Genomic DNA, 17,211 nt, shown 5'->3' on the forward strand with positions numbered 1-17,211 from the left:
GTTACCGGCCGGCAGCCGCAGTGCGCCGGACCAGCGGCATCCCGATACCCGCCACCATGCCTTTAGAACACATGTACGATGGCCGGCATGGCGGCAGCAGCGAGTTCCCTCGGCCGGTCCGGAGCCCTTGAGATCACCCGGCGGTTGGAGGCGATCTGCGGTCCACCGTTCTCCCGGCTGGCCGGGCCCGCCGACGAGGTGGCGGGGCGGCCGGCGCGCTGGGTGGCAGTCCCGGGCGGCCCGCACGCCGCCGCCGAGGTGCTGCGGCTGGCCGCCGTGCACGACCTGGCGGTGGTGCCCAGGGGTGCGGGCACGAAGATCGACTGGGGTGCCACTCCCGTGCAGGTCGACATCCTGCTCGACACCGGCCGGCTGGCCGGCATCGGTCACGACCCGGTCGACGCGCTGGTGACCGACGTGGGGGCCGGCACCCCGCTACGGGCGGTGCAGGCCACCCTGGAGCGCACCGGGCAGCGGCTCGCCATGGACGCCCCGTCCCCCGGCGCGACGCTGGGTGGCGTGCTCGCCGCCGGTGAGGCCGGCCCGCTGCGCCACCGCCACGGCAGCCCCTGCGACCAACTGCTCGGTGTGCGCTACCTCGCCGCCGACGGCGAGCTGGTCAGCGTCGACGGCGGCGCGCCCGGCCTCGACCTGGCCCGCCTGCTCTGCGGCTCCCAGGGCGCCCTCGGTGTGCTGGTCTCGGCGAGCCTGCGGGTGCAGCCGGTGCCGGCGAGCAGGCTCTGGGTGTCCCGTCCGGTGTGGACGCCGTTGGAGGTGCACGACCTGGTCCGGACGATCATCGCCGCCCGGCTGGAGCCGTCGGCCATCGAGCTGGACCTGCCCGGCGGCACCCCCCGCCCCCGTACGCCGTACCCGCCCGGTCACCCGGCGGCCACCGCCCGGGAGCGCCACCCGTCGATGTCCGGCCGGGCCGGTGCCCCGTCCCGGGCCGGCAGCCTCGTGGTGCTGCTGGAGGGCGGCCCCGCCGACGTCACCGAGCGTGCCGAGCGGCTGGTCGGCCTGCTGCACGGGGAGGCGACGATCACCCACTCCGCGCCGACGTGGTGGCGCCGCTACCCGTTCGCGCCAGGCGACACGGCGCTGCGCCTGGAAGTGCCGATCGGCGACCTGCACGCCGCCGTCTACGCGCTACGCGACGCGGCCGGAGCGCCGGTGCCGGTGCGCGGGTCCGCCGGGCTGGGCGTGGTGCACGCTGCGCTGCCCGGGGCTCTGGCACCCGACCGGGTGGCGTCCATCCTGGCCGCCGTCCGAGGGGTGCTGCTGGCCCGGCAGGGCCGCTGCGTCGTGGTCTCCGCTCCGGCGGCGGTCCGCCAGGCGGTCGACCTCTGGGGCGAGCTGGCCGGGCTTGCCCAGTTGCGAGCCGCGAAGCGGCACCTGGACCCGGAGCACCGGCTCGCCCCCGGACGACTCCCCGGCGGTCTGTGAGCCCTGCGGCCCGGCCGGGGTCAGTCCATCCACCACCTGTGCATGTCCAGCAGTGGCGGGGTGAAACGTGCCACCAGCACCAGCAGGCTGCCAACCGCTCCGGCCAGCAGCAGCGACCGGGTCACCCGGGGCAGGGCCTCGCGCTCCCGGGCGACCAGCGCCACCGCGACGATCGCCAACGGCAGCCCGAGCACAGCACCCACCACGTAGAGCATCCCGACCACGGCATAGAGCCAGAGGAACGGGTTCAGCCCGTCCATCCCGAACGGGATCAGGTCCTTCGGGTCGTACGCGCCGGTGACCATCTCGGCCGGGCCGACACCGGCGGTCGCCATCCGACCGACGTAGAGCAGCAGCACGGCGAGGAACGCGCCGACAGACGCGAGCTGCGCGACGATCAGGGTGCGGACAAGCGGCCGGGAGGACGACGAGACCTGCGCGACACTCGACATGGCGGTGAATCTACCGAGCGGACCCGACATCCGGGGGCCCGCACGACGGTCAGGTCGCGTCGTTGCGGAGCACCAGGACGGCGATGTCGTCGCGGGGCGGCTCGACCGAGAAGTTGATCGCCGCGGCGCGCAGCCGGGCGGCCACCACGTCTGCTGAATATCCGGCCAGGGGCGCTGCGGCGTCCCGCAGCCGGTCGGTGCCGAACAGCTCCCGGCCGCGTCGCCGCTCGGTGACGCCATCGGTGTAGAAGATCAGCGAATCGCCGGGTGCGAGCGTGATCTCCGCCGTCGGCGAGGTGATCGTGTCGAGCAGGCCGAGCGCGGTGCCGCCGGTGCCGACGAAATCCGCGCCGCCCGTGCCGGCCAGCAGCACCGGCCGGTCGTGTCCGGCGAGGTGCAGCGACACGTCCAACCGGTCGCCCTCGCCCGGCCCGACCGCCGCCAACGCCAGCGTGCAGTAGCGACCGCCACCGCGCTCGACAAGTGTCTCGTTGAGCCGCGCCAGCGCCTCCGGCAACGGTTTGCCGTCGCCGACCAGCACCCGGATCACGTCCCGGACCAGCCCGGTCACCGCGGCGGCCTGGACACCCTTGCCCGAGACGTCACCGATCACCACCAGCCAGCGCCCGTCGGGCAACGGCACCACGTCGTAGAAGTCGCCGCCCACCTCGGCGTCGTCGCCGGTGGGGACGTACTCGGCGGCGAAACCGATCCCGTCCACCACCGGCAGCACCGGCGGCAGCAGGGACTGCTGGAGCGTCTGCGCCACGCGGCGGCGCTCGGCGTGGATCCGGGCGTTCTCGATGGCCAGCGCGGCCCGCCGGGCCACGTCCTCCAGCACGGCCACCTCGTCCGGGTCGTGCCGGTGCCGCTGGTGCCGCCCCACCGCCAGGGTCCCGAGCCGCTGCCCGCGGGCGATCAGCGGAACCGCGAAACCCTCCATCGGCCCGCCGAGCGGGATCTGTGCCGCGCTGCGGGACGCCTCTTTCAGGCGGGCCTGGATCGAATCCGGCCCGGTCTCCGCCAGCACCTTGTGCAGCTGCGGAAGCATCGACTCGTCGGCGTGGCTGGCCGCCGCCAGCCGGAGCCGGCCCCACTCGTCGGCGGTGTGCACCGCGCACCACTGACCGAGTCGCGGCACCACCAACTGCGGCACCAGCGCCATCGTCAGGTCAACGTCCAACGACTGGGCCAGCAGCTCGCTCGCCTCGGCCAGGAACGTCAACCACACCTGCCGGCGGACGTCGGCCCTGCGTAGCCGGTCGTTCTCCAGGTGCAGCGACAGCCGCTCGGCGGTGAGCACCGCCAACGGTCGGGCGTACGCCGACGGCGCGGCGTCCAACTCCAACTCCCCGGCGTACGGCCGGTGCACCGTCAGCGGCACCCGGAGCAGCTCGCTGCCGGGGCGGGGCGGCCGACCGAAGCGGGCCAGCACCTGGCGGCCCTGCCCGTCGCCCCGGTCCAGGTGGATCGTGCCGCCGGCCGCGCCCACCATCTCGGCGACCCGGCTGAGCAGGCTGGTGGCGAAGTCGGGCAGCGGGTCGTCCCCGTACAGGTCGGGGGCGGTCTGCATGAGTTCGCTCATCGCGCTGGCGCTCGGCGCGGACCGGTCGGTGCTCGTCTGCGGGCCGGCGTTGGCAGGTGTCGACTCGCCGACCGTCCCCGTCGAGGGCGGGTCGGCGCCGGGGCGGTCCAGCCGGAACCAGACGCCCTTGCCGGTGGGCAGGTACGTGGTGCCCCAGCGGCTGGCGAAGTGGTCGACCAGCAGCAGGCCCCGGCCCCGCACGGAGACCTCGTTGATCTCGGTGGAGTCGTTGCGGTCGCCGACGGTCAGCTCGTCGCCCGAGCCGGGGGCGAAGTCGGAGACGGTGACGGTCAGCCCGATCTCGTCGGCGACGACCTCGATGTCCAGTTCGGTGCGGGCGTGCTCGACGGCGTTCGTGGTCAGCTCGGTGGTGAGCAGCAGCGCCTCGTTGGCCAGCTCGTCCAGGTGTGACTCGGTCAACACCGAGCGGACCACGGCGCGGGCGGCGGCCGGCGTACGGCGGTCGGCGGGCAGCCGGACACGCCGGACGGCCCCGTCCCGGGCCCCGGCCGTCGCGGGCCCCGCCTCGGCTGACACCCCCGTATCCTCCACCGTCGCCCTGCCGGGTGCCAAGCCGATCACCAATAGCGGGCTGTCGCGTCGCTCAGGGGGCACGAGTGGCCGCGCGCAGCCGGATGCGGCGAAACGACAGGTGCGGGAGCCGGGCGAGGTTTGCGACGCGCCGTGCCGGCTCGACGCCGATCGGGCGGGTCGACGGGGCGATCGATGCCACCTGGCGGGTCGCGCACCCTGGCACCGCGGCGCGCGCGGGCACAATATGGGGTGCCGGTGTGTCCGCACGGACCGGCGCCCCCGAGTTGAGCGAGGAATGATGACCACGGCGAAGCAGTCGGTGGCGGATCCGTCCGCGCCCGACCACGAGGCGCTCCTCGGTGAGTTGACCGAGGCACTGCGACGGATCGGTCGCGGAGACCTGAAGGTCCGGCTTCCCCGCCGCGCCGGCGCTGTGGGTGAGGTGGCGGACGCCTTCAACGAGGTGGTCTCGCTCCAGGAGCGGCAGTACCTGGACCTGCGGCGGATCAGCCGGATCGTCGGTCGCGACGGCCGGCTCACCGAGCGGCTCGACGACGAGGGGCTGGACGGATCCTGGGCGGAGGGGCAGCGGGCCATCAACTCGCTGATCGACGACCTGGGTCGACCCACCACCGAGATCGCCCGGGTGATCGTGGCGGTCGCCGACGGTGACCTGTCCCAGCACATGGCGTTGGAGATCGACGGTCGGCCGCTGCGCGGTGAGTACCTGCGCATCGGACGCACAGTGAACACGATGGTCGACCAGCTCTCGTCGTTCTCCAACGAGGTGACCCGGGTGGCCCGTGAGGTGGGCACCGAGGGCAAGCTGGGCGGCCAGGCCGACGTGCGAGGCGTCGCCGGCACCTGGAAGGACCTCACCGACTCGGTGAACACCATGGCGTCGAACCTGACCGGCCAGGTGCGGTCGATCTCGCAGGTGGCGACGGCGGTGGCCAAGGGTGACCTGTCGCAGAAGATCACGGTCGGCGCGCGTGGTGAGGTCGCCGAGCTGGCCGCCACGATGAACTACCTCACCGACACGCTGCGGCTCTTCGCCGAGCAGGTGACCCGGGTGGCCCGCGAGGTGGGCACCGAGGGCAAGTTGGGCGGCCAGGCCGAGGTGCCGAACGTGGCGGGCACCTGGAAGGACCTGACCGACAGCGTCAACTCGATGGCGTCGAACCTGACCGCCCAGGTCCGTAACATCGCGCAGGTCTCCACGGCGGTGGCGCGCGGCGACCTGTCGCAGAAGATCACGGTGGCGGCGCAGGGCGAGATCCTGGAGCTGAAGGACACCGTCAACACGATGGTGGACCAGTTGTCGTCGTTCGCCGACGAGGTGACGCGGGTCGCGCGTGAGGTGGGCATCGAGGGCAAGCTGGGCGGTCAGGCCCAGGTGCGCGGCGTCTCCGGCACCTGGCGGGACCTCACCGAGAACGTGAACCAGTTGGCCGGCAACCTCACCAGCCAGGTCCGCAACATCTCCCAGGTCTCCACCGCCGTCGCGAAGGGCGACCTGTCGCAGAAGATCACGGTGGACGCCCAGGGCGAGATCCTGGAGCTGAAGAACACCGTCAACACCATGGTCGACCAGCTCTCGTCGTTCGCCGACGAGGTGACGCGGGTCGCGCGTGAGGTGGGCACCGAGGGCAACCTGGGCGGTCAGGCGCAGGTGAAGGGTGTCTCCGGCACGTGGCGGGACCTGACCGACAACGTGAACTCGATGGCGTCGAACCTGACCAGCCAGGTCCGCAACATCGCCTCGGTGACGACCGCCGTGGCGAAGGGTGACCTGTCGCAGAAGATCACGGTGGACGCGCGGGGCGAGATCCTGGAGCTGAAGTCGACTGTCAACACGATGGTGGACCAGTTGTCGTCGTTCGCCGACGAGGTGACCCGGGTGGCCCGTGAGGTGGGCACCGAGGGCAAGCTCGGCGGTCAGGCGCAGGTGCGCGGGGTCGCGGGCACCTGGCGGGACCTGACCGACAACGTGAACTCGATGGCCTCCAACCTGACCGCCCAGGTCCGCAACATCGCCCAGGTCTCCACGGCGGTGGCGAAGGGTGACCTGTCGCAGAAGATCACGGTGGACGCGCGGGGCGAGATCCTGGAGCTGAAGTCGACCGTCAACACGATGGTGGACCAGTTGTCGTCGTTCGCCGACGAGGTGACCCGGGTCGCGCGTGAGGTGGGCACCGAGGGCAAGCTCGGCGGTCAGGCGCAGGTGAAGGGTGTCTCCGGCACGTGGCGGGACCTGACCGACAACGTGAACTCGATGGCGTCGAACCTGACCAGCCAGGTCCGCAACATCGCCTCGGTGACGACCGCCGTGGCGAAGGGCGACCTCTCGCAGAAGATCACCGTGGACGCCCAGGGCGAGATCCTGGAGCTGAAGTCGACCGTCAACACGATGGTGGACCAGTTGTCGTCGTTCGCCGACGAGGTGACCCGGGTCGCGCGTGAGGTCGGTATCGAGGGCAAGCTCGGTGGTCAGGCGCAGGTGAAGGGTGTCTCCGGCACCTGGCGGGACCTCACCGAGAACGTCAACCAGCTCGCCTCGACGCTGACCACGCAGTTGCGGGCCATCGCCCAGGTGTCCACCTCGGTGACCCGCGGCGACCTGACCCAGCGGATCGCGGTCAAGGCGCAGGGCGAGGTCGCCGAGCTGAAGGACAACATCAACCAGATGATCGTCACCCTCCGGGAGACGACGAAGAAGAACGCCGAGCAGGGCTGGCTGGACTCCAACCTCGCCCGGATCGGCGGCCTGTTGCAGGGCCAGCGCGACCTCGGCGAGGTCTGCCGCATGATCATGACGGAGGTGACCCCGCTGGTCGACGCCCAGCTCGGCGCCTTCTTCCTGGCCGACGACGCCGACGGCAGCATGCGGCTGAAGCTGACGTCCTCGTACGGGTACGTGGCGCGGGGGCACGACGTCACCTTCGGGCCGGGTGAGGGGCTGGTCGGGCAGACCGCGCTCTCCCGTCGCACGATCCGGGTCAGCGCCTCCCCGAACAGCCGGCTCACCCTGCGGTCCGGGCTGGCCGAGACGCCCCCGTCCGACCTGGTGGTGCTGCCCGTCCTGTTCGAGGGCGAGCTGCTCGGGGTGATCGAGTTCGCCAGTGTGTCGGCCTTCTCCGAGCTGCACCTGTCGTTCCTGGAGCGGCTGGTGCTCACCATCGGCATCGCTGTCAACACCATCCAGGCCAACCGGCGTACGGAGGAGTTGCTGGCCCAGTCGCAGCGGCTCGCGCACGAGATGCAGGAGCAGTCGGCGGAGTTGCAGCGCACCAACGCCGAGCTGGAGGAGAAGGCCACTCTGCTGTCCGAGCAGAAGGGCAACATCGAGACGAAGAACCGGGAGATCGAGCTGGCGCGGCTGGGCCTGGAGGAGAAGGCGCAGCAGCTCACCCGGGCGTCGGCCTACAAGTCGGAGTTCCTGGCCAACATGAGCCACGAGCTGCGGACCCCGCTGAACTCGTTGCTGCTGCTGGCCCGCCTGCTGGCCGAGAACTCGGAGCAGAACCTCAGCCCGAAGCAGATCGAGTTCGCCCGGACCATCCACGGCTCCGGGTCCGACCTGCTGCGTCTGATCGACGACATCCTCGACCTGTCGAAGATCGAGGCGGGTCGGATGGACGTCGAGCCGACCGAGATCCGCTTCACCGAGCTGCGCGGCTACGTGGAGCAGGCGTTCGCGCCGCAGGCCGAGGAGAAGAACCTCGACTTCCAGGTACGGGTGAGCAAGGATCTGCCGCCGGCGTTGGTGACCGACGCGCAGCGGTTGCAGCAGATCCTGCGCAACCTGCTCTCCAACGCGGTGAAGTTCACCGACAACGGTGCGGTGACGCTGCGGATCGCCCCGGCCGCGGAGAACGCGGTCTTCGACGTGCCGGCGCTGACGAACGCTCAGCAGGTGATCGCTTTCACCGTGATCGACACCGGGATCGGCATCTCCGACGACAAGCTGTCGATCATCTTCGAGGCGTTCCAGCAGGCGGACGGCACTACCAGTCGCCGGTACGGCGGCACCGGCCTGGGCCTGTCGATCAGCCGCGATCTGGCCCGACTGATCGGCGGCACCATCACCGTCTCGTCCGCGCCCGGCCAGGGCTCGACCTTCACCCTGTTCGTGCCACAGGTGCTGGCCCCGGACGCCGTGGTCGTGCCGCAGACTCCGTCTCCGCAGCGCGCCGGCCTGCCGTCGTCGCTGCTGATGCCGCCGCTGGAACTGCTGACGGACCGGCCGGAGGCACCGGCCACCCGCCAGCTGGACGGCGCGACAGTGCTGATCGTGGACGACGACGTACGCAATGTCTTCGCCTTGACCAGCGCGTTGGAGCTGCACGGGATGACCGTGCTGTACTCGGACAACGGGGCGGACGGTGTCCGCCTGCTGGCGGAGCATCCGGAGGTGGACATCGTGCTGATGGACGCCATGATGCCCGACCAGGACGGTTACGAGACCACCCGCCAGATCCGCCGCAACCACCGGTTCGCCGACCTTCCGGTGGTCTTCCTGACCGCGAAGGCGATGCCGGGCGACCGTGAGTCGGCGCTCGCTGCCGGGGGCAGCGACTACATCACCAAGCCGGTCGACCTGGACGACCTGATCGAGTTGATGTCGTCCTGGATCAACGGCAGCCGGACCGAGGAGACTTCGTGACCCAGATGGCCAAAGCGCTGCTCGTGGACGACCGGCGGCAGAATCTGACGGCCCTGGAGGCGATCCTTCAGGGCCTGCCGGTCCAGTCCGTGGCGGTGGAGAGCGGCGAGGCGGCGCTCAAGCAACTGCTGGTGGACGACTTCGCGGTGATCCTGTTGGACGCGCAGATGCCGGACATGGACGGCTTCGAGACGGCGAGCCACATCAAGCGCCGCGAACGGACCCGGCACGTTCCGATCATCTTCCTCACCGCCGCCGACCGGGACGCCCAGCTCGCCCTGCGGGGATACCAGGTCGGCGCGGTGGACTACCTCACCAAGCCGTTCGACCCGTGGGTGCTGCGGGCCAAGGTGTCGGTCTTCGTCGAGCTGTGGGTGAAGACCCGGCAGCTGGCCACCCAGTCGGACCTGGTCCGGGAGCGCGACACGCAGTGGCGTCGGCTCACCGACGCGGTCGACGAGGCGACGGCGCTGCTCCGCTCGGACGACCCGGAGGTCCGCGACCGGGCGGTACGCATGCTCGAACAGGCCCGCTGGGGCAACACCGCCTGACGCGGCGGCGCGGCTCAGCCGGTGGGCTGGTCGTTACGGATCATCAGGGCGCTGCGCAGGCCAGTGATGTCCAGTACGCGGATCAGGAAGTCGCCCACGTGCGTCAGCATCAGCAGGCTCTGCGCGTGGCTGGCCTTGCGGCTGAGCACGACCAGGGTGCCCAGGCCCTGCGAGTCGCAGAAGGTGACGCCGCCGAGGTCGAGCACGATCTTCGGCGGCGGGTCGGCAAGCACCTCGTTGACGACGGTGGAGAGCTGCGCCGCCGTGAGCATGTCGATCTCACCGGCCAGGCGCAAGACTGCTTCGTCGCCCGTCCGGTGTAGCGTGATGGACAGTTCGGCACGATCCACCCGGTCAGCCTAGCGCGATCCGACCGACCTGGCCTGTCGAGGCCGTGAGCCGTCGCCGTCCAGGCCATGAGGCCCCCCGGGGTTGGCGTCGCTGACGGGCCCAGGTCTTGGGTGAGCCGGGTAACCCCACCACGGGGTGGCTGCTGGTTGGCCGTCCGGCGCTGTCACAATGGCGGCATCGTGACCGACATCTTTCCCGCCGGGTCCGGCCGCTACCCAGCCGATGCGCCGGCCTCCGAGGCCCTGTTCGACCGCGCCCGCGCCATCGTGCCGGGCGGGGTGAACTCCCCTGTGCGCGCCTTCCAGGCGGTCGGCGGCACCCCGCGTTTCATGGTCCGTGGTGAGGGCCCGTGGCTGTACGACGCCGACGGTCGCCGCTACGTCGACCTGGTCTGCTCCTGGGGTCCGCTGATCCTCGGGCACGCCCATCCGGAGGTGGTGGAGGCCGTCCAGGCCGCCGCGGCCCGGGGCACCAGCTTCGGCACGCCCACCCCCGGTGAGGTGGAGCTGGCGGCCGAGATCGTCGCCCGGACCCCGGTCGAGCAGGTCCGCCTGGTCAACTCCGGTACCGAGGCGACCATGTCGGCGGTCCGGCTGGCGCGCGGCTTCACCGGCCGCTCGAAGATCGTGAAGTTCGCCGGCTGCTACCACGGCCACGTCGACGCTCTGCTCGCCGCCGCCGGCTCCGGCGTGGCCACTCTGGGCCTGCCCGACTCGCCGGGCGTGACCGGCGCGGCGGCCAGCGAGACGATTGTTCTTCCGTACAACGACATCCGGGCCGTCGAGGAGGCGTTCGCCGCCGAGGGCCCGCACATCGCCGCTGTGATCACCGAGGCCGCCGCCGGCAACATGGGCGTGGTCGCGCCCCGCGACGGCTTCAACCAGCAGCTCGCCCGGATCGCGCACGCACACGGCGCCCTGCTCGTGGTGGACGAGGTGATGACCGGGTTCCGGGTCTCCCGCGCCGGGTGGCACGGCCTGGACGCCTCCGACGCCGACCTGTGGACGTACGGCAAGGTCATGGGTGGTGGCCTGCCCGCCGCGGCGTTCGGCGGGCGCGCGGACATCATGGCGCGGCTCGCGCCGGCCGGCCCGGTCTACCAGGCCGGCACCCTCTCCGGTAACCCGCTCGCCTGCGCCGCCGGTCTGGCGACCCTGCGGCTCGCCGACGACGCGCTGTACCAGCGCCTCGACGAGACGGCCGCCGTCGTGGGCAAGCTGGCGTCCGAGGCGTTGGCCGCCGCCGGGGTCCCGCACCGACTGTCGTACGCGGGCAGCATGTTCTCGATCTTCTTCACCGACGCCGACGTGGTCGACTACGACAGTGCCCGCACCCAGCAGGTGCCGGCGTTCAAGGCGTTCTTCCACGCGATGCTCGCCGCCGGGGTCTACCTGCCGCCGAGCGCGTTCGAGTCGTGGTTCGTGTCGGCGGCGATCGACGACGCCGCTCTGGAGCACATCGCCGACGCGCTGCCGACGGCGGCGAACGCGGCGGCGGCGGCTGGTCACGGGGGGTAGAAAGCCTTGAGCAAGACGGTGGTGCACGTGCTTCGGCACGGCGAGGTGTACAACCCCGACCAGATTCTCTACGGCCGGCTGCCCGGTTTCCGCCTCTCCGAGCTGGGCGTGCAGATGGCCAAGGCCGCTGCGGAGGGTCTGGCCGAGCGGGAGGTCGTGCACGTGGTGGCCAGCCCGCTGGAGCGCGCCCAGCAGACCGCCGAGCCGATCGCCGCCCAGTTCGGGCTGCCGGTCGGGGTGGACGAGCGGCTGATCGAGAGCGCCAACTGGTTCGAGGGCAAGAAGGTCTCCCCGGGTGACGGGTCGTTCCGCGACCCGCGCAACTGGTGGGTGCTGCGCGACCCGGTGACCCCGTCCTGGGGTGAGGCGTACCGGGTGATCGCCGAGCGGATGTTCGCCGCCGTGCACGCCGCCCGGGTCGCCGCCGAGGGGCGTGAGGCGGTGCTGGTGTCGCACCAGCTCCCGATCTGGACATTGCGCCGCCACGTCGAGCGCAAGCGGCTCTGGCACGACCCGCGCAAGCGGCAGTGCGGGCTGGCCAGCCTCACCTCGTTCCACTTCGACGGCGCGAAGGTGGTGGGCATCGGCTACAGCGAGCCGGCCGCGCACCTGATCGCTCTCTCCGCGACAGCGCGGACGGCCAAGGGGGCCTGATGAACGCCCGGAGGTGGACCGCCGGTCTGCTCGCCGCCGTCGCCGCGGTGGCGCTTGTCGGCTGCACGTCGTCGAAGGCGCAGGAGAAGACCTGCACGACCACCACCGACGGGATCTTCGAGTGCGCGCCGGACCAGCGCTCCGCACCACCGAAGCTCGCCGGTGAGCTGCTTCTCGGCGGCACCTATGACGTCAGCGAGGCTCGCGGTCAGGTGGTGGTGGTCAACTTCTGGGGTTCCTGGTGCGCGCCGTGCCGCGCCGAGGCGGACGACCTGGAAGCCGTCTACCAGGCGACCAAGGGCTCCGGGGTGAATTTCCTCGGCATCAACGTCCAGGACCAGCGGGACAAGGCCAAGGCGTTCGAGAAGGGCCGGGTCACCTACCCGAGCCTCTACGACCCGTCGAGCAAGACGGCACTCGCGCTGGACATCCCGCCGAACAGCGTGCCGGCGACGGTGGTGCTCGACCGGGACGGCCGGATCGCGGCGGTGATCCGGGCCGCCGTCAAGCAGGAGGGCCTGCAACCGATCGTCGAACGGATCGCCGCCGAGAACCCGGCGCCGAACTGATGGGCGAGACCTTCCGGGAGTTGGCCCTCAGCGGGCCGCTGCTGCTCGCCATGGGCGCGGCGGCGCTCGCCGGCCTGGTCAGCTTCCTCTCCCCGTGCGTGCTTCCGCTGGTCCCCGGCTACCTGTCGTACGTGACCGGCCTGGCCGGCGCCGACCTGGACGGCCGGCGGCCGACGGCCGATCCCGCACCGGTCACCGGGGGTGTCGCGGTCAAGGAGCGGGTCGCGCGGGTCGGCGCGGTCAAGGGCCGGGTGCTCGCCGGGACGCTGCTCTTCATCGGCGGCTTCACAGTCGTCTTCGTGGCCTCCGCGATCCTCTTCGCCAGCATCGGCCGGGTGTTCTTCGACTACAAGCGCGAGTTGCAGATCGGCGTCGGCGTGCTGATCATCGTGGCCGGGTTGAGCTACCTCGGGATGATCCCCGCCCTGCAAAGGGAGTTCCGGATCTCCCGGCTGCCGTCGGCCGGGCTGCTCGGCGCACCGGTCTTCGGTGCGGTCTTCGCGCTCAGTTGGGTGCCCTGCACCGGCCCCACTCTCGGTGCGGTGATGGGCATGGCCGCCACCAGCGGGCAGAGCGACCGTGCGGTGGTGCTCGCCGTGGCGTACTGCCTCGGGTTGGGGATACCGTTCATCGTCTTCGGGCTGGGCTTCGAACGCCTGCTCGGGGTCTTCCGCGCCGTCCGGCGCAACAGCCGTTGGGTCACCCGGGTCGGCGGCGCCCTGCTCATCCTGATCGGCCTGGCCCTGGTCACCGGCGGATGGCAGAGCTTCGTGATCTGGCTGCAGACCACCGTCGGGGTGGGCGAGGTGAGCATCTGATGACGGTCGTCGACGACCGACCGGAGACCGTGGCGCCCGCGCCACGCCGCCGGCCGAACCGGCTGCTGGCCCTGCTGCGCAACTCGTGGCGGCAGCTCACCAGCATGCGTACGGCGCTGATCCTGCTCTTCCTGCTCGCGATCGCCGCCATCCCCGGCTCGGTGCTGCCGCAGCGCGGGATCAGCCCGGAGAAGGTCAACGAGTACTTCGTCGACCACCCGGACTGGGCCCCCCGGCTGGACCGGATCGGCGCGTTCGAGGTCTTCGGGTCGGTCTGGTTCTCCGCGATCTACCTGCTGCTGTTCATCTCCCTGATCGGCTGCATCACGCCCCGGCTGCGCGACCACATTCGTGCGCTGCGGTCCCGGCCACCGGCCGCGCCGAAGCGGATGGCCCGGCTGCCGCAGCACACAGTGCTGCCAGCCCCGCCCGGTGGCGCCGCGGCGATCGCCGAGGTGCTGCGCAAGCGCCGCTGGCGCGTCGAGGTGCGCGGCGACGAGGTCTCCGCCGAGAAGGGCTACCTCAAGGAGACCGGCAACCTGCTGTTCCACACCTCGCTGATCGCGGTGCTCATCGGCGTGGCGCTCGGCTCCTGGTACGGCTGGAGCGGCAACCGGCTGCTGGTGGCCGGCGCGGACAACGCGTTCTGCAACACCCGCCAGCAGTACGCCGAGGCGAAGCTCGGCCCTCAGGTGGACAGCGCCGACCTGCCCCGCTTCTGCCTGCGGCTGGACGACTTCGAGGCCCGGTTCCTGCCGTCCGGCCAGCCGGAGTTCTTCAACGCCACGGTCACCGTCGACGGCCCGGACGAGCCGACCCGCAGCGCGGACTTCTCGGTGAACTCGCCGCTGCGCCTGAAGGACGCGAGCGTCTACCTGCTCGGCCACGGGTACGCCCCGGTGATCCGCTACACCGACCGGTTCGGCAACAGCCAGATCAGTGACGAGCCGTTCCTGACCACCGGCGACATGGGCCTGACCAGCGAGGGGCTGGCCGCCTTTCCGGACGCCAACGTCGATCCGGCGACCGGTCAGCGCGCACCGGATCAGCAGATGGCGTTCACCGGTATCTACCTGCCCACGGCACCCGAGCAGGGCCCGTTCGCCCGCTCGCAGTACCCGACCGAGCGCAACCCGGCGCTGAACCTGGTCGCCTACCGCGGCAACCTCGGCCTGGACGCCGGCATCCCCGGCTCGGTCTACCAACTCGACCAGCGGCAGGTGCGGACCGGCAAGGTCAAGGAGGTCGGCACCAAGCTGCTCCGCAAGGGCGAGACCTGGAAGCTGGACGACGGCACGACAGTCGAGTTCCTCGGCACCGAGCGGTACGTCACCCTCTCCGTCCGGCACGATCCCGGCTCGACGATGCTGCTGGTGAGCTGCGGCGTCCTGCTGGTCGGGCTGATGGGTTCGCTGTTCGGGAAGCGCCGCCGGGTGTTCTTCCGGGTGGTGCCGGCCGACCCCGGGGAAGGATCTCCGACGAGCGGTAGTAGCTTGATGGAGATCGGTGGGCTGCCGCGTACCGACTATCCAGGGTTCGCCGACGAGTTCACCCAGCTCGTCGCCGCCGTCAGCGGTGCCGAACGGCCTGAAGCTGACTCCACTGAGCGGGCCGGCGTGCGAGAAGGAGCCGAGTGATGTCCGCACTCTCCGACAATCTGGTGACCTTCGCGATCCTGGCCTACCTGGTCGCGATGATCGGCCACGCCGTCGAGTACGCGCTGGGCAACGTGCGTACCCGTGTCGCCACGGCGGCTCCGGTGCGCGAGCTGGTAGGCGCCGGCGGTGGTGTCGTGCCGACGCCACCCGCGCCGGTCCCGTCGCCGCCCACGGCCGACCGCTCGGCCCGACGTGCCCGGCTCGCGGGTCTGATCGGGGTGGGCGCCACCGCGGTCGCCGCCGCGCTGCACCTGGCGGCGCTGGTGACCCGTGGGCTCGCCGCGGACCGGATGCCGTGGGGCAACATGTACGAGTTCGTGCTCACTGTGACGTTCATCGGGGTCGCCGCCTGGCTGGTGGTGCTCTGGAAGCGACAGTCGCTGCGCAAGCTCGGGCTCTTCCTCACCCTGGTGATGGTGCTGCTGGTCGCCACCGCCGAGCTGGTGCTGTACGTGCCGATCGTGCCGCTGGTGCCGGCCCTGAACTCGTACTGGTTCGTCATCCACGTCTCGACGATCGTCTTCGCGTCCGGCATCTTCCTGCTCGGTGTGGTGCCGGCGGTCGGCTTCCTGATGCGCAACGGGTACGAGCAGGGCAAGCGGAGCTTCCCGTACACCCTGGCCAAGCGGCTGCCCGGCGCTGCCGGCCTGGAGCGGCTGACCTTCGCGCTGCACGCCTTCGCGTTCCCGATCTTCACCTTCGCGGTGATCGCCGGTGCCATCTGGGCCGAGGCGGCCTGGGGTCGGCCGTGGGGCTGGGACCCGAAGGAGACCTGGGCGTTCATTTCCTGGGTGGTGTACGCCGGCTACCTGCACGCCCGCGCGACTCCCAGCGTCAAGCGCAACGTGGCCACCTGGATCGCGGTGCTCGGCTTCCTCACCATGCTGATGAACCTGTTCGGCGTGAACATCTTCTTCACCGGCCTGCACTCGTACGGCGGGCTGGACTGACAGTGGCACCGCGATGCGGGCCGGTCACGGATTCGTCAGTGACCGGCCCGCACCGTTCAGGCGGGTGTGGTCAGCTCACGGTGACCGGGGCGACGTCATTGCTCGGGTCGTCGTCCACCCGGGGGTAGCGCTGGTACGGCTGGACCTCGCCGGGCCCACCGGACAGGCTGTCGATCCGCAGGTCGAACCCGACCACGTGGGTCGTACCGGCTGGGAAGACCGACCCCGGCCCATCGCAGTACCAGGTTGCCGGCACCGTCTCGGGCTCCTCCTCGTCACCGCTCAGCCAGCAACCCGACGGGGTGGCCAGCACGGTGACCCCGGCGGGTGGGGTGAAGCGGAAGGCCCCGACGCTCTCGCCGGAGATGCTGCCGTCCGGTACGCCCGGACCCGTGTTGCGCAGGCCCACAGTGACCCGCACGGTCTCGCCGACAGCACCGGTGACGGCCGCGCCCTGAGCGACGATGTCGAACGCCCCCCGCACCGCGCGCAGATAGGTCTGCCCGCTGGCGCTGTCCGCCTCGACCGGGATCACGCCGAGGGGCGCGCCCACCGGACGCAGCCGCAGCGCCTGGTCGGCGTCGCGGCTCCTGAGCTTGACGCCGTTCGGAAGTGCGCCGGCACTGGCCAGCGGCTCCACGACCTGGGTGATCCGCTTGCTGCCGAGCGTGGCCGGGCCCACCGAGGTGGCGAGCCCACCCCGCAGCTCGTGGCGTTGGCCGGGCGCGAAGGTGCCCCGCACTGTGCACACCACAATCGTGGCGAGCGACTGGTCGGTGCCGTAGCGGCAGTTGCGGAAGCTCGGCGGGACCAGGCCCACCGGGAAGCGGAGCGTGAGCCGCAGGTCCACCGCCGGCTGGTCACCGGCGTTGACCACGTTCACCGGGACGGCGAGGCTGTCGCCGACCTCCACGCCCGAGAGGTACTCGTCGACCGTGTCGAGCAGGTCGGGACCGGACCGCACGGTGACCGTCGCCTGCTGGGCGTACGCCTCGGTCTGGTCGCCGAGCGCCGTGTAGTCAAGGGTGCCGGTCGCGCCGTCGACCGCGCCGGGCGCGGCCCGGAACACCACAGGCAGGGTGCCGGTGAGCGTGCCGGACTCGTCGATGGCCGTCGGTGGCATCGGGCAGGTCACCGAGGTGCCCTGCGTGACGCAGAAGTCGGGGAAGGTGGCGGTGGCCACGCCCGCCAGACCGGCCAGGTCGATGGTCACCCGGGGCTGGGTGGCCCCGGTGCTGGTCAGGGTCAACGACACCGTGCGGCCGGGAGCGCCGGGGCCGCCGACGGTGACGTCACCGAGCCAGCCGCTGACCCAGCCGGGGTCGTCCTCGGCCGCGGCAGGGCCAGCCGCCACGGCAACCCCAGCGGTGCCCACGACCAGCGCGGTCAGGCCGCGAAGGAGCCTGCCACGCGTAACGTGCACAGATCTCATCGATCTCCTTGGTGAGGGATGAGCCGAT

At 71.4% G+C, this 17,211-nt stretch carries 13 protein-coding genes; 9 read left to right on the top strand and 4 right to left on the bottom strand.

The annotated features are described in order from the left end of the window. Positions 1-87 precede the first annotated feature (87 nt). On the top strand, positions 88-1,446 hold the full coding sequence (locus ACQP0U_RS01490; protein ID WP_433315096.1) for an FAD-binding oxidoreductase: 1,359 nt from the start codon (positions 88-90) through the stop codon (positions 1,444-1,446). Between the two features lie 20 nt (positions 1,447-1,466). On the opposite strand, the gene ACQP0U_RS01495 is transcribed toward ACQP0U_RS01490, so the two are convergent. Continuing rightward, positions 1,467-1,898, bottom strand: a complete 432-nt coding sequence (locus ACQP0U_RS01495) for a hypothetical protein (protein WP_433315098.1) — start codon at positions 1,896-1,898, stop codon at positions 1,467-1,469. 49 nt (positions 1,899-1,947) lie between these two features. After that, positions 1,948-4,020: a SpoIIE family protein phosphatase gene (locus tag ACQP0U_RS01500; RefSeq protein WP_433315100.1), complete on the bottom strand. Its 2,073-nt coding sequence runs from the start codon at positions 4,018-4,020 to the stop codon at positions 1,948-1,950. A 295-nt stretch (positions 4,021-4,315) separates the two neighbouring features. Here ACQP0U_RS01500 and ACQP0U_RS01505 point away from each other — a divergent pair, with 295 nt between their 5' ends. Beyond that, complete coding sequence (locus ACQP0U_RS01505) at positions 4,316-8,683, top strand: HAMP domain-containing protein (RefSeq protein ID WP_433315102.1); 4,368 nt, start codon at positions 4,316-4,318, stop codon at positions 8,681-8,683. Further along, positions 8,680-9,234: a response regulator gene (locus ACQP0U_RS01510; RefSeq protein WP_366333793.1), complete on the top strand. Its 555-nt coding sequence runs from the start codon at positions 8,680-8,682 to the stop codon at positions 9,232-9,234. Before ACQP0U_RS01505 ends, ACQP0U_RS01510 begins: the two co-directional genes overlap by 4 nt. Positions 9,235-9,248: 14 nt before the next feature. On the opposite strand, the gene ACQP0U_RS01515 is transcribed toward ACQP0U_RS01510, so the two are convergent. Further along, positions 9,249-9,584 (bottom strand): STAS domain-containing protein, encoded by a 336-nt coding sequence (locus tag ACQP0U_RS01515; RefSeq protein WP_088951070.1) that lies wholly within the window; start codon positions 9,582-9,584, stop codon positions 9,249-9,251. 180 nt (positions 9,585-9,764) lie between these two features. Between ACQP0U_RS01515 and hemL the strand changes: the two genes are divergently transcribed. The 6 genes from hemL to ccsB are packed head-to-tail and all read left to right on the top strand — an operon-like array spanning position 9,765 to position 15,751. Continuing rightward, positions 9,765-11,102 (top strand): glutamate-1-semialdehyde 2,1-aminomutase, encoded by a 1,338-nt coding sequence (gene hemL / locus ACQP0U_RS01520; RefSeq protein ID WP_433315104.1) that lies wholly within the window; start codon positions 9,765-9,767, stop codon positions 11,100-11,102. A 6-nt stretch (positions 11,103-11,108) separates the two neighbouring features. Next, positions 11,109-11,756, top strand: a complete 648-nt coding sequence (locus ACQP0U_RS01525; protein WP_433315106.1) for a histidine phosphatase family protein — start codon at positions 11,109-11,111, stop codon at positions 11,754-11,756. Beyond that, positions 11,756-12,325, top strand: a complete 570-nt coding sequence (locus ACQP0U_RS01530; protein ID WP_433315108.1) for a TlpA family protein disulfide reductase — start codon at positions 11,756-11,758, stop codon at positions 12,323-12,325. The genes ACQP0U_RS01525 and ACQP0U_RS01530 overlap by 1 nt, the downstream gene beginning before the upstream one ends. Then, positions 12,325-13,143: a cytochrome c biogenesis CcdA family protein gene (locus ACQP0U_RS01535; protein WP_433315110.1), complete on the top strand. Its 819-nt coding sequence runs from the start codon at positions 12,325-12,327 to the stop codon at positions 13,141-13,143. The genes ACQP0U_RS01530 and ACQP0U_RS01535 overlap by 1 nt, the downstream gene beginning before the upstream one ends. Further along, the gene (resB, locus tag ACQP0U_RS01540) at positions 13,143-14,780 is read left to right on the top strand and encodes a cytochrome c biogenesis protein ResB (RefSeq protein WP_433315112.1); all 1,638 of its coding nucleotides are present in this window, start codon (positions 13,143-13,145) and stop codon (positions 14,778-14,780) included. The genes ACQP0U_RS01535 and resB overlap by 1 nt, the downstream gene beginning before the upstream one ends. Continuing rightward, a complete protein-coding gene (ccsB, locus tag ACQP0U_RS01545) occupies positions 14,780-15,751 on the top strand; it encodes a c-type cytochrome biogenesis protein CcsB (protein ID WP_433315114.1) in 972 nt (323 codons plus the stop codon). Before resB ends, ccsB begins: the two co-directional genes overlap by 1 nt. 70 nt (positions 15,752-15,821) lie before the next feature. Here the strand turns inward: ccsB and ACQP0U_RS01550 are convergent, their stop codons facing one another. Then, positions 15,822-17,183, bottom strand: coding sequence for a hypothetical protein (locus ACQP0U_RS01550; RefSeq protein ID WP_433315116.1), 1,362 nt, complete (start codon positions 17,181-17,183; stop codon positions 15,822-15,824). Positions 17,184-17,211 lie beyond the last annotated feature (28 nt).

Origin of the sequence: Micromonospora sp. CA-269861, from assembly GCF_050948505.1 — a bacterium.
Lineage (GTDB): Bacteria > Actinomycetota > Actinomycetes > Mycobacteriales > Micromonosporaceae > Micromonospora.

Bases quoted from the DNA above. Each gene is read 5' to 3' on its own strand.
- ACQP0U_RS01490 (WP_433315096.1), top strand. From the start codon at position 88: ATGGCGGCAGCAGCGAGTTCCCTCGGCCGGTCCGGAGCCCTTGAGATC.
- ACQP0U_RS01495 (WP_433315098.1), bottom strand. From the start codon at position 1,898: ATGTCGAGTGTCGCGCAGGTCTCGTCGTCCTCCCGGCCGCTTGTCCGC.
- ACQP0U_RS01505 (WP_433315102.1), top strand. From the start codon at position 4,316: ATGACCACGGCGAAGCAGTCGGTGGCGGATCCGTCCGCGCCCGACCAC.
- ACQP0U_RS01530 (WP_433315108.1), top strand. From the start codon at position 11,756: ATGAACGCCCGGAGGTGGACCGCCGGTCTGCTCGCCGCCGTCGCCGCG.
- ACQP0U_RS01535 (WP_433315110.1), top strand. From the start codon at position 12,325: ATGGGCGAGACCTTCCGGGAGTTGGCCCTCAGCGGGCCGCTGCTGCTC.
- resB (WP_433315112.1), top strand. From the start codon at position 13,143: ATGACGGTCGTCGACGACCGACCGGAGACCGTGGCGCCCGCGCCACGC.
- ccsB (WP_433315114.1), top strand. From the start codon at position 14,780: ATGTCCGCACTCTCCGACAATCTGGTGACCTTCGCGATCCTGGCCTAC.
- ACQP0U_RS01550 (WP_433315116.1), bottom strand. From the start codon at position 17,183: ATGAGATCTGTGCACGTTACGCGTGGCAGGCTCCTTCGCGGCCTGACC.